Annotated in this window: 15 protein-coding genes and 2 tRNA genes; 12 read left to right on the forward strand and 5 right to left on the reverse strand. The window is 58.0% G+C overall.

Annotated elements, in window-relative coordinates:
- The first annotated feature begins 1 nt into the window (after position 1).
- Complete coding sequence (locus tag A7976_RS09160; protein ID WP_067110517.1) at positions 2-1,444, forward strand: sodium:solute symporter family protein; 1,443 nt, start codon at positions 2-4, stop codon at positions 1,442-1,444.
- A gap of 59 nt (positions 1,445-1,503) precedes the next feature.
- On the opposite strand, the gene mutM is transcribed toward A7976_RS09160, so the two are convergent.
- From mutM to A7976_RS09185, 5 genes are all read right to left on the reverse strand, one after another.
- Positions 1,504-2,316 (reverse strand): bifunctional DNA-formamidopyrimidine glycosylase/DNA-(apurinic or apyrimidinic site) lyase, encoded by an 813-nt coding sequence (gene mutM / locus A7976_RS09165; protein WP_067110519.1) that lies wholly within the window; start codon positions 2,314-2,316, stop codon positions 1,504-1,506.
- A gap of 270 nt (positions 2,317-2,586) precedes the next feature.
- Positions 2,587-3,462, reverse strand: a complete 876-nt coding sequence (locus A7976_RS09170; RefSeq protein WP_067110522.1) for a DUF4340 domain-containing protein — start codon at positions 3,460-3,462, stop codon at positions 2,587-2,589.
- Positions 3,459-4,808, reverse strand: coding sequence for a Gldg family protein (locus tag A7976_RS09175; RefSeq protein WP_067111129.1), 1,350 nt, complete (start codon positions 4,806-4,808; stop codon positions 3,459-3,461). The genes A7976_RS09170 and A7976_RS09175 overlap by 4 nt, the downstream gene beginning before the upstream one ends.
- 16 nt (positions 4,809-4,824) lie before the next feature.
- Complete coding sequence (locus A7976_RS09180) at positions 4,825-5,568, reverse strand: ABC transporter permease (protein WP_067111132.1); 744 nt, start codon at positions 5,566-5,568, stop codon at positions 4,825-4,827.
- Between the two features lie 2 nt (positions 5,569-5,570).
- A complete protein-coding gene (locus A7976_RS09185; RefSeq protein WP_067110525.1) occupies positions 5,571-6,506 on the reverse strand; it encodes an ABC transporter ATP-binding protein in 936 nt (311 codons plus the stop codon).
- Between the two features lie 192 nt (positions 6,507-6,698).
- Here A7976_RS09185 and A7976_RS09190 point away from each other — a divergent pair, with 192 nt between their 5' ends.
- From A7976_RS09190 to A7976_RS09240, 11 genes are all read left to right on the forward strand, one after another.
- A complete protein-coding gene (locus A7976_RS09190) occupies positions 6,699-8,384 on the forward strand; it encodes a tetratricopeptide repeat protein (RefSeq protein WP_067110538.1) in 1,686 nt (561 codons plus the stop codon).
- Entirely contained in the window at positions 8,381-8,986 is a 606-nt protein-coding gene (gene lolB / locus A7976_RS09195) for a lipoprotein insertase outer membrane protein LolB (protein ID WP_067110541.1), read from the forward strand. Before A7976_RS09190 ends, lolB begins: the two co-directional genes overlap by 4 nt.
- Positions 8,983-9,825: a 4-(cytidine 5'-diphospho)-2-C-methyl-D-erythritol kinase gene (gene ispE, locus A7976_RS09200; protein WP_067110544.1), complete on the forward strand. Its 843-nt coding sequence runs from the start codon at positions 8,983-8,985 to the stop codon at positions 9,823-9,825. The genes lolB and ispE overlap by 4 nt, the downstream gene beginning before the upstream one ends.
- Before the next feature lie 6 nt (positions 9,826-9,831).
- Positions 9,832-9,908 (forward strand) — tRNA-Gln (locus A7976_RS09205).
- A 77-nt stretch (positions 9,909-9,985) separates the two neighbouring features.
- The gene (locus A7976_RS09210; protein WP_067110547.1) at positions 9,986-10,921 is read left to right on the forward strand and encodes a ribose-phosphate pyrophosphokinase; all 936 of its coding nucleotides are present in this window, start codon (positions 9,986-9,988) and stop codon (positions 10,919-10,921) included.
- Between the two features lie 84 nt (positions 10,922-11,005).
- Entirely contained in the window at positions 11,006-11,623 is a 618-nt protein-coding gene (locus A7976_RS09215) for a 50S ribosomal protein L25/general stress protein Ctc (RefSeq protein ID WP_067110548.1), read from the forward strand.
- A 74-nt stretch (positions 11,624-11,697) separates the two neighbouring features.
- Entirely contained in the window at positions 11,698-12,282 is a 585-nt protein-coding gene (gene pth, locus A7976_RS09220; protein ID WP_067110556.1) for an aminoacyl-tRNA hydrolase, read from the forward strand.
- 4 nt (positions 12,283-12,286) lie between these two features.
- Entirely contained in the window at positions 12,287-13,372 is a 1,086-nt protein-coding gene (ychF, locus tag A7976_RS09225) for a redox-regulated ATPase YchF (RefSeq protein WP_067110558.1), read from the forward strand.
- A 118-nt stretch (positions 13,373-13,490) separates the two neighbouring features.
- Positions 13,491-13,567 (forward strand) — tRNA-Met (locus A7976_RS09230).
- A gap of 216 nt (positions 13,568-13,783) precedes the next feature.
- Entirely contained in the window at positions 13,784-15,898 is a 2,115-nt protein-coding gene (gene ovoA / locus A7976_RS09235) for a 5-histidylcysteine sulfoxide synthase (protein WP_067110561.1), read from the forward strand.
- The gene (locus A7976_RS09240) at positions 15,895-17,055 is read left to right on the forward strand and encodes a MalY/PatB family protein (RefSeq protein ID WP_067110564.1); all 1,161 of its coding nucleotides are present in this window, start codon (positions 15,895-15,897) and stop codon (positions 17,053-17,055) included. Before ovoA ends, A7976_RS09240 begins: the two co-directional genes overlap by 4 nt.
- Position 17,056: the final 1 nt, after the last annotated feature.

Consider the following 17,056-nt stretch of genomic DNA (forward strand, 5'->3'; position numbering starts at 1 on the left):
CTTGCTGCTCGGATTCGTCATTCTCTATCTGGTCATTTCCATCGGCATCGGCGTCTATGCTGCGACGCGCGTCCACAATACCCGCGATTACGTGACTGCCGGTCGCAGCCTGCCGCTGGTCATGGTGATTGCGATGGTGTTTGCCACATGGTTCGGCGCAGAAACGGTGTTAGGCATTCCTGCGACCTTCCTCGAAGAGGACCTCGGCGGCCTGATTTCCGACCCTTTCGGCGCATCGCTCTGCCTGGTGTTATTCGGCCTGTTTTTCGCCCGGCCGCTGTACCGGATGAATTTACTGACCATCGGCGACTTCTACCGTAAAAAATATAATCGTTTTGTTGAAGTGGTAGTCTCGATCGCCATTGCACTGTCTTATCTCGGCTGGGTTTCAGCGCAGGTGACGGCACTCGGGTTGGTATTCAACGTGCTTTCCGATGGCAGCATTACACAAGCGCAGGGCATCCTGATCGGCGCTGCGGTCGTGCTGCTATATACCTTGTATGGTGGCATGTGGTCGGTTGCGCTGACGACCTTTTTCCAGATGATCATCATCGTGCTGGGATTGTTCTGGATCGCCTACCTGGTATCGGATATGGCAGGCGGAGTCGGCACGGTGGTCGCGCATGCGCAATCTGCGGGAAAATTCAACTTCTGGCCAAAGTTGAATACCGTCGCGATGATTGCTTTCATTTCGGGGCTGCTCACGATGGGTTTCGGCTCCATTCCGCAGCAGGACGTTTTCCAGCGCGCGAATGCATCGCAAAACGAAAAGGTTGCGGTCTGGGGCTCAGTGCTTGGTGGCGTGTCCTATTTTCTGTTTGCCGCAGTGCCGCTTTTTCTTGCCTATGCCGCAACGCTGATCGATCCGAACATGGTGACCGGCCTGCTAGCCAAAGGCGATTCCCAGCATATCCTGCCTTCACTGGTTGTCGGCCATCTGCCGCTGTATGCCCAGGTTATCTTTTACGGAGCCCTGCTCTCGGTCATCATGAGCACTGCCTCCGGCACATTGCTCGCACCATCCGTCACGATTTCGGAAAACATTCTGAAAGGCTTCATGAACCGGCTGGATGACAAACATTTTCTGTGGGTTACACGCGGCGTTGTCGCCGCCTTTAGCATCTGCGTAACGATTTATGCCCTGTGGTCGCTCGAAACCGAGACGGGCATTCATCAAATGGTAGAAAACGCTTATAAAGTTACGCTGGTAATTGGATTTACGCCGCTTGTGGCAGGCCTGTACTGGAAGCGCGCCAGCGCCCAAGGCGCCATACTGGCAATTCTGCTGGGAACATTGACCTGGATTCCCATGGAAATTTTCATGCCCGAAGGCGAAGGCATGATCCCGCCTCAGTTTGCCGGTTTCCTGATGAGCGTGCTTGGTATGTTGATTGGCTCGCTGATGCCAAAAATGTGGTTGGCACATCGACACTCCGGCAACTAATACTGGATTCTAAGTCGACCACGTAGCGCGGACGGGGAATCCCTGCATTGGAAAATCGCCTATCGCTGGCAACGCGGGCAATAAAACGTCGAGCGCTGCCCTTGCCTGATCATCGCGATAGGCGTACCGCAAACCTTGCAGGGTTCCCCGGTGCGCCCATAGACGAAATATTCCTGCTGGAAATACCCCGGATTGCCGTCCGCGCCAAAGAAATTCCGCAGACTGCTGCCACCGGCCTTGATGGCGTCCGCCAGAGTCGCCTTGATTTCCTGCACCAGCCGTTCGCAACGTGCCACGCTGAGTTTGTTGGCGGCCGTTTTTGGATTGATGCCTGCGCGGAATAGCGATTCGCTGGCATAGATATTCCCCACGCCGACTACCAGTTTTCCATCCATTACTACCTGCTTGATCGCTGCCGTGCGCGTGCGAATATTCCGATGCAGCCACTCGCCATTGAAGGTATCGAGCAAAGGCTCCACGCCGAGACTGCCTAGAATGGGATGCAGCAAAGGGTCTTCAGCCCACAACACTGCGCCGAAACGGCGCGGGTCGCGCAGGCGGACCAGCGCACCGTTATCCAGCACCAGATCAAAGTGATCGTGCTTCTCCGGCAGCTCGTTTCCGATCAGATGGCACAGCCTGCCGGACATGCCGAGATGCAGGATTAGCGTACCGTGATCGAAATGAATTAACAGGTATTTAGCGCGGCGCGACAAGCTGCGTATGGGTTTTCCCACCAGCAGCTCTTGCAGATTGGCAGGAACCGGCCAGCGCAATGCTGCGTTGCGCACGACCACCGCGGCGACGGTACGTCCCGCCAGCGGGCGTTCGAGGCCACGCAGCGTGGTCTCGACCTCCGGCAATTCAGGCATTCTAGAGCCTCCTTCAATAGGTTTCATACTCCGCGCAGCTTGCCTGCGGGATGCAGTGCAAGGCGCGGGCTGCGCCGTGGAGCCATTCTCCACAAGCAGCCTGCCACGCCGCAATGCGCCTGCAGGCAAGCTGCCCTCCGGGTTGAGTCAGGACGCGGCGTCTGCCGCGTTGCACCGCTTGCCAAGGGAGTGACCCTTGGCTGCACGGCACGCCTTGCATCCATCCGCGCCCTGACTCAACGCGAAGTATGAAACCTATTGAAGGAGGCTCTAATGCGCGCCGACCGGCGGATTAAGCAGGGAAAATCCGAGATCGGGCGGGAAATGGTAGAGCATGCCTTCATCGGGTCGCGCCAGCAGCATCTCGGGCGATTCGAGTTGCTTGTCGACATGAATGCGCTTGCCATTCTTGAGGATGATTTCGAAGTAAGGATAAACCGTCTTGCTATCGACCCGGTAAGGCTCGACGGAGTTGGCACTTAGCGTCTTCCAGCCATCGCCAAACCACTCATCCAGCTCAGCGCGGACGGGCTTGGCGCCCGGAATGGAAACCTTCCATTCGCTGCCCTTGCGCTCCAGACGCAGGCCGGTCGCTTCCCATTGTTCCAGGTGCGAGAAATCGAAGCCGACCACTTCTTCACCCGGCCCCAGCAGTTTTTTGTCCAGCAGTTCAACCACCTGGGTTGCGGCCGCGTCCGAATAAGACGTTGAAATCAGGTAGACCGAGTTTCCAAAGGCCACATACTGCTGGCCATTGACGGGATTGAACGTGCCGAACAGCAATTCCTTGTCGTCCAGCTTCAGCCGTAGCGAGGGGTGATCCAGACCGAAACGCGCAAGATCGGAAGTATCGAACTTGTCGACACTGTCTGCATTGAGCACGGCGAGTATCCGGTTGACCGCCTGTTCGCCTGCACGCGCCGCATATGGCTGCACCAGGAACCAGTTGCCGTCGCGCTTTTCCAGCACCACCGGCTTTTTGGCGGAAAACTCGATTTCAACCTTGCGGACATCCGCCTGGCTGAGCTCGGAAACCTTCACCGAATTGGGCGATTCCTCTTCCTTTTTCGGATTCAGATAGAGGAACAGCGCGAGGCCTGCAATGACGACCAGCAGGCCAAGATTGACGAGCCAGCGCGATTTCATCGTGTGCGTCTCCGGCGCCAGATCACAATGCCGGCAACCAGCAAGGCCAGCGGCAGCAGGATGACAAAGCCGCCGAAAATCAGGATGCCTTCCGTCGCCGTGTAGGTCACCGTCACGTCCTTGAGCGGCTTGGGCTGAATGCTGATCAGTTGATCATCGCCAGCCAGCCAGTTGACCATGTTGATGCCGAGGTCGAGATTGCCGCCGTTAGCGACAAAGGAGTTCGCAAGGAAATTGCCGTTGCCGACCACGACCACGCGCTGGGTAATGTTCTCCGCCTTGCGCTGCATCGCTACCGCGATGTTTACCGGACCGGGCACGTCGGTCTTGTCGTCGAAGCTGATCTTGCCATCGAGCTTGCCGGTTTCCAGCCAGCCGTTATGCGCCACCGAAATCAGGCGAGTCACTTCCCAGTCGCCGGTCTGGTCATTGACATCGACCGCGCGCGCCTCGGGGAAAGCCGTCAGCAACGTGAATTCCTTGGTAATGGGGTGCTCGGTGTATTGACGGCCGATGACGGTACGCGGATCGACACCGTTCTGCGACGAGGTCGGATCGACCGCGACGCCGGGGGTCAGCACCAAACCAAGATACTCGGCCAGCGGCTGCAGGCCATGCAGCGACTCCTGATCGATCATCCACAACAGATTGCCGCCAGTGGCGACGTAATGCACGATCTTCTTCACCTCGGCTTCGGTCACATCGACCTGCGGCCCGGCAATCACCAGCATTGCGCCGTTGCGCGGCACTTCCTGTGCAATCGTCAGGTCCGGATTGGCCAGCTTGAAACCCTTGGTGCCCAACTGATGACCGAACTCGCCCAGATCGAAATTCTTTTCGCCGATCAGGCTGCGCTCGCCGTGACCGTCGAGATACATTACGGCACGGGATTGCGAGCGTTGCAAACGCACCAGCACGTTGGTCAGGTCGCGCTCGGTGTAATTCGGCACCAGATTTTCGGTGCGCTTCTGGAATTCCACCACCAGTTCGCCATCCTTGCGGATGCCGGCTTCCTGGGCGCGTTTCGGCTCCTTGGTGGAGTTGACGAACGTCAGGTTGATATCGGATTTGGCACGCTGATAACGGGCAATAAAGTCGTGTATGGTCTTCTTGCGCTCGGGATCGTCGTTTTCAACGAAGGCGGTGATGTTGACCGGCCCTTTCATCTTCTTGACCACGTTGGCACTGCCTTCTGTCAGCAGATTGCGCGCGGCTTGCGTGACATCGCGCTCGATGCTGTATTCGCGTGTCAAATAGCCCAGCATTCCGACCAGCGCAAGAAAGAGAACGACGAACAGCCAATTCTGTACGAACAGCTGGAAACGGATTTTACGATTGATCTTCATCTTGAATTCTTTCCCGTTATCCGCGCAGCCGGTCGGCATCGAGGCGGCGCACGGTCAGCACCAGGAACGTCGTTATGAACAATGCGAAGTAGGCGATATCGGTCGTGCTCAGGACGCCTGTCGCCAGCGGCTCGAAATGGCGCATTAACGAGAGGTAATTGAGCGGGCTTTCCGGATCGGCGGCGAAATTGTCGATGATCACCAGCCCCAGCAGGGCGATAAAGCTCAGGATCGCCGCGATAATGGGCTGCTGCGTCAGACTGGACATGAATATTCCCAACGCGGCGAAAGACGCTGCCATCAGCCACAACCCCAGGGCATTGGTAAGGAGATGCGCAATATCGAGATCGGTGGCCACATTCATCGATAACGCCATCATCAGCACCATGACGGTGACGATGCTGATGAATGTCATCAGGCCGACGAATTTGCCAAATACGATTTCGAACAGAGAAACCGGAGAGGAGAACAGAAACACCATGGTGTGGTTTTTGCGCTCTTCGGCGATCTGACGCATGGTCAGCAGCGGCACAGCCGTCAGCAGCACCAACACGGCGACTCCGAACACCTGCGGCATCACGAAAGCGGTAAAGCCGATGCGCTGCTCGGGCAGCATCGAGCCCTGCATCGCCTCGAAATAGCGGCCGACGGAATTGGTAAAGAACAGCCCCAGCAGCAATTGCAGCAACGCCAGGATCACCCAGGCCATCGGGGACGCAAACAGGCTGCGTAGCTCCTTGCCTGCAATGGTCAAAATCATCTTCATGCTAACGCCTCTTCCTGTTGGGTCAAATGCAGGAACACATCTTCGAGCGATGTCACGTCCGGGGCGATCTGATACAAGCCCCAGTCACCTGCCACGGATGCCTGCACAATGGCTTCCGGAACGCCGGCAGCGCCATCGGAAAACTGCACGCGCAGCAGGCCTTCGGCCTCTTCGACCGCCGCCACGCCGGGCAGTGCCAGCAGCGCGTCGTTCGCCGGCGGACGGCGCAAGCCGACACACAATCGATTGCTTTCTCGACTACGTTTCAAGGCTTCGATCTCGCCGCTGAATACCAGCTTGCCCTGATGAATGATCTGGACGCGGTCGCAGACCATTTCGACCTCGGGAAGAATATGGGTGGACAGCACTACGCTGTGCTCGCCGCCCAATTCCTTGATCAGCGCGCGGATGTCGCGAATCTGAATCGGATCGAGGCCGCGCGTCGGCTCGTCCAGCACCACCACCATCGGGTGATGGATGATCGCCTGGGCGATGCCCACGCGCTGCTGGTAGCCGGTTGAAAGGTTTTCGCACAGGCGCTTGCCCATTTCGGTGAGGCCCGTGCGCTCCTTGGCCTGCTCGACCGCACGTTGCACCTTGGCGCGTGGGATGCCGTGAATACGGGCGGCCAGCGCCAGCATTTCGTCAACGGTCAATTCGCGATAGAGCGGCGGCGTTTCCGGCAAATAGCCGATCAGCGCCTTGGCTTCCTTGGGGTTTTCGATCATGTCGATGCCGCAAATCTTGACGGTGCCCGCAGTGGGCGCCAGATTGCCGGTAAGCATCTTCATCGTGGTGGATTTGCCCGCGCCATTCGGGCCTAGAAATCCGAGCACTTCGCCCTTGTTCAGGGTGAAATTCACATCGCTGACGACAGCACGGCCTCCATAGGCTCGCGTCAGATCGCTAGCCTCGACGGTAACAGTATTCATAGGATTGAACGTCCGGATTCGTGAAGTAAGCTGCAAAACTTATAAAAAACGCCTGACAGTTGTCAAGCGTTGCACTGATTGGAAAATCCATATAAACAAGCTATATTGAGCAGGCATTATGGATGAACTTGGTTGGCCTGTCACGGACTAACCAAGCATCCATACAACAGGTAACGGACCCGGCTTCAACCCATGAAAAATTCACCGCATTCGCTGAGGCGCGCCTCACTCGCCCTTGCAATTCTTTTTGCCAGCCTGGGCGCCCAGGCGCAGGAAGCCGCACCCCCTCCGACAGAAGGGCTAACCAGTGAATTCATTTTCAAATATCTGGTTGGCGAAGTCGCCGGGCAGCGCGGCGATATCGCGCTGGCAAGCTCAGTCTTCTTCGAATTGGCAAAATCCACCCGCGACCCGCGCCTGGCCGAACGTGCCGCCCGCGCGGCCGTATATGGCAACCAGCAGCAACTTGCCATCCGTTCTGCCGGGCTGTGGGCCGAACTGGACCCCGATTCCGTCGAAGCCCAGCAGGCCATGGCGCAACTGCTGCTGAGCACCGGCAACCTCGAAGACGCGCGTCCATTCCTTGAAAAACTGCTGGTCGCAAACGATACGCGCGCCAACGGATTTCTCTACCTCAATGGCGTGCTTTCGCGCCACCCGGACAAGGATGCCGCGCTTGCCCTAGTTCAGGACCTGGCCGCTCCCTACCCCAAACAAGCCGAGGCCAAATTCGCGGTGGCGCACATGGCGTTCAATGCCGGACAGAACGAGCTAGCCCTGCAAGAGCTCGGCGCCGCAGAAACGTTGCGCCCGGGCTGGGAGTCCGCAGCGGCACTCCATGGCGAGATTCTCCTGCGCGAATCGCCGGACAAGGCGCTCGCGTTTTTCCATAGCTTCCTTGAAAAATACCCCGAGACCAGCAATATCCGCCTGACCTATGCCAAGCTGCTGGTCAACGAGAAAAAACTCGACGAAGCCCGCACCCAGTTCACCAAGCTCGCTGATGCCGTCCAGGAAAATCCGGAAATGGCCGTGGTGGTCGGTCTCCTTGCCGGCCAGCTCGGCGATTACGCGCAAGCCGACAAATATTTCAAGCAAGCGCTGGAGCACAATTACAAGGAGCCCGAGCAGCTCTACCTGTATCTGGGCCAATCCGCGGAGAAGCAAAAACGCAACGATCAAGCCTATGAGTGGTACAAGCAGGTTACGAGCGACGAACTGCGGTTCGATGCCCAACTGCGCATCGCCTCCTTGCTTGCCAGCGAGAAAAAACTTCCCGAAGCGCGCAAGATGCTGCAAGCCTTGCCCAACCTGACCAGCGAACAGCAAGCGGTGGCCCTGCAAGTGGAAGCAAACCTGCTGGTGCAGGAAAAGCAGTATGCCGAGGCCTACGCCATTCTCGATCGTGCCATCAACACGCTGCCAAACACGCCGGAAATGATTTACGACTTCGCGATGCTGGCGGAGAAAGTGCTGCGTTTCGATGTCATGGAGCAGCAGTTGCGCAAACTGATCACGCTCAAGCCGGACTTCGCACAAGCCTACAATGCCCTGGGCTACACCCTGGCCGACCGCAACGAGCGCCTCGACGAAGCCGCGGGCCTGATCGAAAAGGCGCTTGCCCTCAGCCCGGACGACCACTACATCCTCGACAGCATGGGATGGGTGCAATACCGGCGCGGCATGCTGAATGAGGCTGCGGATTATTTGCGCCGCGCTTATTCCGAAAAGACCGACCCCGAAATCGCGGCGCACCTCGGTGAAGTGCTGTGGCAACAAGGCAAACGCGATGAAGCAGTAAAAACCTGGGAAGAAGCGCTGCGCGCCCATCCCGACAACGAGGTACTGCTCAACACGACGAAGAAATTCCGTCAGTGAGTTTTTTCCGTTACTTTCTACTGGCGGCCGCCTTGTCGCTGGCCGGTTGTGCCAGCTTGCCTCCGCCAACGCCTACCGACCCGGAAGCGCAGGCCAGGCATCTGCGTAACCTTGAGCAGATCGGCGCATTCAGCCTTTCCGGCCGCATGGCGGTCCAGACCGAGAAGCGCGGATTCTCAGGCTCCCTGCGCTGGAAACATACCGAGGACGGCGATCATTTCGCGCTTTACTCCCCTCTCGGGGCCCAGGTCGCGGATATCCAATCCAACGGCGGCGGCGTAACGCTGGTTACCAATGACCGTAAAACCTATCAGGCAGACAACGCGGAAACCCTGCTGCAACAGACCATGGGCTGGAGTCTGCCGCTGACCGGCCTGTCGGACTGGATCGTCGGCCGTCCCACTTCCAGCAGTTACGAGACCATCGTGCGGGACGCACAGGGCCGGCTGTCGCGCCTAAAACAGGACGGTTGGGATATCGAATACTCCGCCTACCAGACGGTGGAAGGCACCGACCTGCCAAGCAAGGTGTTGCTGAGAAGTCCGCAGCTCGACCTCAAGCTGCTTATCGATCAGTGGGGAACGCTGGCGCGCGAACCATGACAGACCAGTTTCACGCTTTTCCAGCCCCGGCCAAGGTCAATCTTTTTCTGCATATCACGGGACGGCGTGCCGACGGTTACCACTTGTTGCAATCCGTATTCCGCCTGATCGACAAAAGCGATGTCCTGCATTTGCGCCCTACCGATGACGGCGTAATCCGTCGCATGCAAGACATCCCCGGCGTTCCCGAAGAAAATGACCTATGCGTTCGCGCGGCACGCCTGCTGCAGAAACATTCCGATTGCCGGCAAGGCGTCGATATCCGGCTGGAGAAAAATCTGCCCATGGGCGGAGGGTTGGGCGGTGGCAGTTCCGATGCAGCCACCGTGCTGCTGGCGCTGAACCGCTTGTGGAATCTGGATTTGCCGCGCGAGGAGCTTCTGGCGCTGGGCCTGCAGCTTGGTGCCGATGTTCCGATTTTCATCTTCGGCAAAAATGCCTGGGCGGAAGGCATCGGCGAACAATTGCAGTCAATTTCGCTGCCTGACGCCTGGTACGTGGTGCTTACTCCGGACGTGCATGTATCGACCGCGGAGATATTTTCCAGTCAGGAATTGACAAGGGACACGATTACCGCGAAAATGGCGGCCTTTTTCAAGGGCTACGGTCACAACGACCTGGAACCCGTAGTGTGCCGACACTATCCCGCAGTTGAAAGCTGTCTTGCCTGGCTAAAGAAATTTGGCGATGCGAGAATGAGCGGGTCCGGCGCCAGCGTATTTCTGGAAGTGGAAAGTGAAGCCGAAGCACAGCGCATATTCGCGCTGAAACCCGAAAATTTTTGCGGGTTCGTCGCGCAGGGGTTGGATAAACATCCTTTGCACGATTTTGCAGATTGAGATTATTGGGGAGTCGCCAAGCTGGTTAAGGCACCGGATTTTGATTCCGGCATGCGAAGGTTCGAATCCTTCCTCCCCAGCCACTAATAAAATAGCGTGTAGCCTTACACGCTATTTCTTTTTTGAGAGTAAAGGAACCGCGGTCTTGGCTAACGGCGACATGATGGTTTTTACCGGCAATGCCAATCCCAAGCTTGCCGAAGAAGTAGTCGCTCATCTCAACATCAGCCTGGGCCGTGCCACCGTCGGTCGCTTCAGCGACGGCGAAGTGATGGTCGAACTACTGGAAAACGTACGCGGCAAGGACGTGTTCATCCTGCAGTCCACCAGCGCGCCGACCAATGACAACCTGATGGAAGTCATGGTCATGGCAGACGCCCTGCGCCGTTCCTCCGCCGCCCGTATTACCGCCGCCATTCCTTACTTCGGCTACTCGCGCCAGGATCGCCGCCCGCGCTCCGCCCGTGTCGCGATTACCGCCAAGATCGTCGCCAACATGCTGACCAGCGTCGGCGTCGACCGCGTGCTGACGATGGATTTGCACTCCGACCAGATTCAGGGCTTTTTCGATATCCCGGTCGATAACATTTACGCTTCCCCCATCCTGCTGGGTGACGTGTGGAAGCACAATTACAGCAACCTCGTGGTGGTTTCGCCCGACGTCGGCGGCGTGGTTCGTGCCCGCGCGCTTGCAAAACAACTGAGCTCCGACCTCGCCATCATCGACAAACGCCGCCCGAAGCCGAACGTCGCCAAGGTCATGAACATCATCGGCGAGGTCGAAGGCCGCACCTGCGTCATCATGGACGACATGGTGGATACCGCCAACACCCTCTGCGAAGCCGCCAACGCGCTCAAGGAGCAAGGCGCAGTCAAGGTAGTCGCCTACTGTACGCATCCGGTGCTTTCCGGCTCGGCCGTCGAGCGCATCACCAATTCGCGCCTGGACGAGCTGGTGGTTACCAATACGATTCCGCTGCGCTCCGATGCCGCCTCAAGCTCGAAAATTCGCCAGCTCAGTACCGCTGAAATTCTGGCGGAAACGATACGTCGCATCAGCCGCGAGGATTCGGTCAGTTCGCTGTTCATGGAATAAGAATTCTGCTGCCAGCCGTTTGGCTGGCGGCGAATAAGAGTTGCCTGGTCGCGGGCAGCCTTTTCAACTACTAGGAGTTTCAACATGCAAATCGAAATCAATGCCAAGAAGCGCGAAGCGCAAGGTACGGGTGCGAGCCGCCGTCTGCGTCGTTCAGGCAACGTTCCCGGCATCGTTTACGGTGGCGGCAAGGACGCTGTCAACGTCGAGCTCAATCACAAGGAACTGTTCCTGCAATTCCGCCACGAAGCTTTCCACGCTTCCATCCTGAACCTGAACCTGGATGGCAAGAAGGAACAAGTGCTGCTGCGCGACTACCAGATGCACCCGGTCCGCAATGAAATCCAGCACATCGACTTTCAACGCGTCAGCGCTACCGAAAAGATCCACGTGAAGGTACCGTTCCACTTCATCAACGCCGAAGTTGCTCCGGGCGTGAAGCTGGCACACGGCATCGTCACCCACGTGATGACCGAAGCCGACGTGAACTGCCTGCCGAAAAACTTGCCTGAGTTCATCGAAGTCGACCTGGCAACCCTGGAAGCCGGCCACTCCATCCACTTGTCCGAACTGAAGCTGCCCAAGGGCGTGGAATTCGTACAACTGGCACACGGCGAAGATGCTGCCGTGGCATCCATTCCGGTGCCGCGCGGTGGCGTAGTTGCCGAAGAGGGCGAAGAAGAGGCTCCGGCTGCAGAGTAAGCCGGTCTCGGCATGAAAACAACGCGCGTTGCGGAATCCCGGACGCGCGTTTTTTATTGATGGAACGCTAACGCATGAATGGCATCCGGCTGTTTGTCGGTCTGGGCAATCCCGGGCCGCAATATGAAGCGACCCGGCATAACGCCGGATTCTGGTGGATAGACGAAGTCTGTCGTGCCACGGGCAGCCGTTTGTCCGTCGAAGCAAAATTTTTTGGCTTGGCAGGCCGGATAAAATCGGGCGCACATGAAGCCTGGCTGCTTGCGCCGACCACCTTCATGAACGCCAGCGGCCGCTCCGTTGCGGCATTGGCCCGTTTTTACAAGATCGCGCCGGAAGAAATCCTCGTGATTCACGATGAGCTTGACCTGGCACCCGGCACCGCCAAGATCAAGAAAGGCGGCGGCAACGGCGGGCATAACGGGCTCAAGGATATTTCCGCCCATCTCGGCACGCCGGATTACTGGCGCCTGCGCCTCGGCATCGGCCATCCCGGCGAGAAAAGCGCGGTGGTCAACTTCGTGCTGCATGAGCCTTCGCGCGACGAAGCCAACCTGATCCAGGACACCATCGACCAAAGCGTGAAACTGCTGCCATTGCTGCTGGAAGGCAGCATGGAAGCAGCCATGCTTAAATTGCATACCAAACCAAAGGGTTAATACTATGAAGTGCGGAATCGTCGGACTCCCGAATGTCGGCAAGTCCACCCTGTTCAACGCCATCACCCGTGCCGGCATCGAAGCGGCCAATTATCCTTTTTGCACCATCGAGCCCAATGTGGGCATCGTTGAAGTGCCGGATGCGCGCCTCGACGCGCTGGCCAAAATCGTCAATCCGCAGAAACTGCAGCATGCCATTGTCGAATTCGTCGACATCGCGGGCCTGGTGGCTGGCGCCTCCAAGGGTGAAGGCCTGGGCAACAAGTTCCTCGCCAACATCCGCGAAACCGACGCCATCGCCCACGTGGTGCGCTGCTTCGACGACGGCAATATCGTGCATGTCGCCGGCAAGGTCGATCCGCTGGCCGACGTGGAAGTGATCAATACCGAACTCGCGCTGGCCGACATGGAAACCGTGGAAAAAGCCAACGCCCGCGAAAGCAAGAAAGCCAAGTCCGGCGACAAGGAAGCCATCGTACTTTGCGCATTGCTGGATAAAGTCCAGAAACACCTGGATCAGGGCCAGCCGGTGCGCACCATGGGCCTGGACGAGGATCAGCTCTTCCTGCTGAAGCCGCTATGCCTGCTGACCGTCAAGCCGGTCATGTATCTCGCCAACGTCGAGGAAAACGGCTTCGAGAACAACCCCCTGCTCGCCAAGGTCGAGGAAATGGGCAAAAAGGAAGGCGCGCCCGTCGTTGCCATCTGCGCCAAGATCGAATCCGAAATCGCCGACCTGGAAGACGAAGACAAGGCGATGTTCCTGGCTGAAATGGGCCTGGAAGAACCCGGCCTCAATCGCGTCATCCGCGCCACTTACGACCTGCTCGGCCTGCAAACCTATTTCACTGCCGGCGTAAAGGAAGTCCGCGCCTGGACGATTCATAAAGGCGACACCGCCCCGCAGGCCGCCGGCGTCATCCACACCGACTTCGAAAAAGGCTTCATCCGCGCCCAGACCATCGCTTACGCCGACTTTGTCACTTGCGGCGGCGAGCAAGGCGCCAAGGAAGCTGGCAAGATGCGCTCGGAAGGCAAGGAATACGTCGTGCAGGACGGCGACGTGATGAACTTCCTGTTCAACGTCTGATTTTCCTGGCAAAAACTTCGGGCGCAAGAATCCGCCTTTGCAGCGGAATGCCGAGACAACGCAATCTGCTTTGACAATCGGCCCGTTAAAAAATAAAATGTCGGACTTTGCTGGATCCGGTGATGTAGCTCAGCTGGTTAGAGCGACGGATTCATAATCCGTAGGTCGAGGGTTCAAGTCCCCCCATCACCACCAATAAAAAACGGCTCCCAGAAATGGGGGCCGTTTTCATTTGTGAATCAATATAGCCTTCTCATCTGAACTAATCCGTCAGCTCACTCGCAATCATCTCAGCCTGCTTCAAGACTGTTTCCGAGGTTGAGACCGCATTAATCGCGACTTCTACATGACATCGTCATCAGCATGATGTTTAATCGAACCATTACCGCTATCGATTGACTATGTTTGACCATGAGAACCCTTTTTAACCGCACGCCTTTACTTAACGGCTCCGATGCCGAGCGCAAACGACAGGAAATCCGCGAATACTTTCATGCAACATGCGACCGCTACGAGCAGCTCTTTGAAACGCTCGCCAGCGACGAGGCTTTTTACCGCAAGTCGATTTCGCTGCGCCATCCGCTGATTTTCTATTTCGGCCATACCGCGACGTTTTTCATCAACAAGCTCGTGCTGGCCGGGTTGGTTCCGCAGCGCCTCAATCCCGATTTCGAATCGATGTTCGCTATCGGCGTCGATGAAATGAGCTGGGACGATCTCGACGAGACCAATTACAAATGGCCGACAGTCGCCGAAGTGCGCGCTTACCGCGCTGAAATGCGGCGCGTGATCGATGAGGTGATCGCAAATACGCCGCTCGTGCTGCCCATAGATTGGGATCATCGGTGGTGGCCCATATTGATGGGTATCGAGCACGAGCGCATCCATCTTGAAACCTCGTCTGTGCTGATCCGGCAACATGCCCTGCATTACGTGAAACCGCACCCGGAGTGGCAGCCTTGCCGTATCAGCGGCGAAGCGCCGCGCAACGATGTCGTTAGTATCCCCGCCGGGCAGGTCAAGCTCGGCAAGCCGGCGTCGGACCAGACTTACGGCTGGGACAACGAATACGGCAGTCATGAAGCGGAAGTCCCGGCGTTCCAGGCCAGCCGCTATCTGGTAAGCAACCGCGAATATCTCGGCTTTGTCGAAGCAGGCGGTTACGGCAATGACAGTTACTGGGAAGACGAAGGCCGCCACTGGAAGGAATTCACCAAGGCGCAGCACCCCACTTTCTGGGTGCCCGACGGCAGCGCCTGGAGGTTGCGTTTGATGACGGAAGAAGTCGCGATGCCGTGGGATTGGCCGGCGGAAGTGAATTATCACGAGGCCAAGGCCTTCTGTAACTGGAAGAAAGCCGAAACCGGGCAACCCGTGCGGTTGCCGATCGAAGATGAGTGGTATCGCCTGCATGAAGTTGCCGGGCTTGCAGAAATCCCAGCCGATCGACCTGCTACGGCCAACCTGCATCTCGACCATTACGCCTCGTCCTGCCCGGTAACCGAATTCCGTCACGGCGAACTGTACGATGTTGTCGGCAACGTGTGGCAATGGACGGAAACGTCGATTTACCCGTTCGACGGCTTCAAGGTGCATCCGCTCTACGACGATTTCACGGTGCCCACCTACGACAATCGCCACAACCTGATGAAGGGCGGCTCATGGGTTTCGTGCGGCAATGAAGCACTGAAAAGCGCACGTTACGCATTTCGTCGCCACTTTTTCCAGCATGCCGGATTCCGCTATGTGATTTCCGAGTATGACGCACCCGAAGCGATGCCTGCCTCGCATTACGAAACCGACAAGATGCTGTCGGAATACGCCGAATTCCATTACGGCGATACTTATTACAACGTACCGAACTTCTCGAAAGCATTGAGCGAAATCGCCATCGCGGCCATGCAGGACAAACCGGCTCGCCGTGCGCTGGATCTCGGCTGCGCTGCCGGACGCGCCACCTTTGAATTGGCAAAGCATTTCGAGCACGTCACCGGCATCGATTTCTCGGCGCGCTTCATCGGCTTGGGCGTGCAACTCGCGCAGCAGGGCGTGCTGCGCTATACCCTCGCCGATGAAGGCGAGCTGGTGTTCTACAAGGAGCGCCGTCTCGCCGATCTCGGCCTCGACGGCGTGCGCGACAAGGTGGAGTTTTTCCAGGGCGATGCCTGCAACCTGAAACCGCATTTCTCCGGTTACGACCTCATCCTCGCCGCCAACCTGATCGACCGCCTCTACAGTCCGCGCAAATTTCTCGGTAGCGTGCACGAACGGCTCAACCTCGGCGGCCTGCTGCTGATTGCCTCGCCCTATACCTGGCTGGAAGAACACACTCCGCGCGAAGAGTGGATAGGCGGATTCAAGCAGTCTGGCGAAAACCTGAGCACGCTCGACGGGCTGAAAATCGAACTCGGCCCGCATTTCCGGCTGGTACAAGGTCCGCTGGAGGTGCCCTTCGTGATTCGCGAAACACGCCGCAAATTCCAGCACACCATTTCCGAAGTCACGGTGTGGGAGAAAGTGCGTTGAGTTTCGATTTCGACCGCGTGATTCCGCGGGAAGGTACCAGCGCGCTCAAATATGACGGCCGGACAGCCTATTTCGGCACCAGCGACGTGCAGCCGCTGTGGGTGGCCGACATGGATTTTGCCGCACCCGAAGCTGTTACCCATGCACTGATAGCACGCGCCACGCATCCCATCTATGGTTACACCCTGCCGCCAGAGAGCGTGTACGACGCGCTGATCGGCTGGATGAAAAAGCGCCATGCGTGGGTTATCGAACGCGAATGGATCGTGCTCGTGCCCGGCGTGGTGCCCTCGCTCAATGCCGTGGCGATGGCACTGACGGAGCCGGACGAAGGCGTTATCGTGCAGCCGCCGGTGTACTTCCCCTTCTTTTCCGCCGCCACCAAGACCGGGCGGCGGCTCGTGCAGAATCCGCTCAAGCTCGACAACGGGCGCTACAGCATCGATTTCGAGCACCTGGAGCAATGCGCGCAGGAGGCCAGGCTGCTGCTGCTCTGCTCGCCGCACAACCCGGTCGGCCGCGTGTGGCAGCGGGAAGAACTCACGCAGGTGCTCGACATTGCCCGCCGCCACGACCTCACGGTACTCGCCGACGAAATCCACGCCGACCTGATCTATCCGGAATACCGGCACCGTGCTCTCGCCACGCTAACCGATGACACAGCGAATATCGTCACCGCCGTTGCCCCGAGCAAAACCTTCAATATCCCCGGCCTCGGCCTTTCCGCGTTGATCATTCCCGACTCCGCGCGCCGGACCAGGATCAACCAGGTGCTGGACATGGTGCATATGACCGCCGGCAATCCTTTCAGCCTTACCGCCTTCGAAGCTGCCTACCGCGAAGGCGCGCCGTGGCTGGAAAGCCTGATGGCATACCTGCAGAAAACCCGCGACGAAGCAGCACGCTACATTGAACTGGAGCTGCCGCGAATCAAGCTGATCCCGGCGGAAGGTACTTACCTGCTTTGGCTGGACTGCCGCGAACTCGGCATGCGCGACGACGAACTGAAACGCTTCATGATCCACGAAGCCGGCCTGGGGCTCTCCCCCGGCATCGCCTTTGGCATGGGCGGATCGGGATTCATGCGCATGAATATCGGCGCGCCACGAAGCCTGGTGATGGAAGCGTTGGAAAAATTGAAAGCAGCGCTTCGGTAAG

The sequence above is a fragment of the Methylobacillus sp. MM3 genome (assembly GCF_001645185.1).
Classification (GTDB): domain Bacteria; phylum Pseudomonadota; class Gammaproteobacteria; order Burkholderiales; family Methylophilaceae; genus MM2.

Excerpts from the sequence above, each read along its gene's own strand:
- A7976_RS09210 (WP_067110547.1), top strand. The coding sequence starts at position 9,986 with ATGATGGTTTTTACCGGCAATGCCAATCCCAAGCTTGCCGAAGAAGTA.
- A7976_RS09190 (WP_067110538.1), top strand. The coding sequence starts at position 6,699 with ATGAAAAATTCACCGCATTCGCTGAGGCGCGCCTCACTCGCCCTTGCA.
- A7976_RS09180 (WP_067111132.1), bottom strand. The coding sequence starts at position 5,568 with ATGATTTTGACCATTGCAGGCAAGGAGCTACGCAGCCTGTTTGCGTCC.
- A7976_RS09215 (WP_067110548.1), top strand. The coding sequence starts at position 11,006 with ATGCAAATCGAAATCAATGCCAAGAAGCGCGAAGCGCAAGGTACGGGT.
- pth (WP_067110556.1), top strand. The coding sequence starts at position 11,698 with ATGAATGGCATCCGGCTGTTTGTCGGTCTGGGCAATCCCGGGCCGCAA.
- A7976_RS09175 (WP_067111129.1), bottom strand. The coding sequence starts at position 4,808 with ATGAAGATCAATCGTAAAATCCGTTTCCAGCTGTTCGTACAGAATTGG.
- ychF (WP_067110558.1), top strand. The coding sequence starts at position 12,287 with ATGAAGTGCGGAATCGTCGGACTCCCGAATGTCGGCAAGTCCACCCTG.
- A7976_RS09185 (WP_067110525.1), bottom strand. The coding sequence starts at position 6,506 with ATGAATACTGTTACCGTCGAGGCTAGCGATCTGACGCGAGCCTATGGA.
- ovoA (WP_067110561.1), top strand. The coding sequence starts at position 13,784 with ATGAGAACCCTTTTTAACCGCACGCCTTTACTTAACGGCTCCGATGCC.
- mutM (WP_067110519.1), bottom strand. The coding sequence starts at position 2,316 with ATGCCTGAATTGCCGGAGGTCGAGACCACGCTGCGTGGCCTCGAACGC.
- A7976_RS09170 (WP_067110522.1), bottom strand. The coding sequence starts at position 3,462 with ATGAAATCGCGCTGGCTCGTCAATCTTGGCCTGCTGGTCGTCATTGCA.
- ispE (WP_067110544.1), top strand. The coding sequence starts at position 8,983 with ATGACAGACCAGTTTCACGCTTTTCCAGCCCCGGCCAAGGTCAATCTT.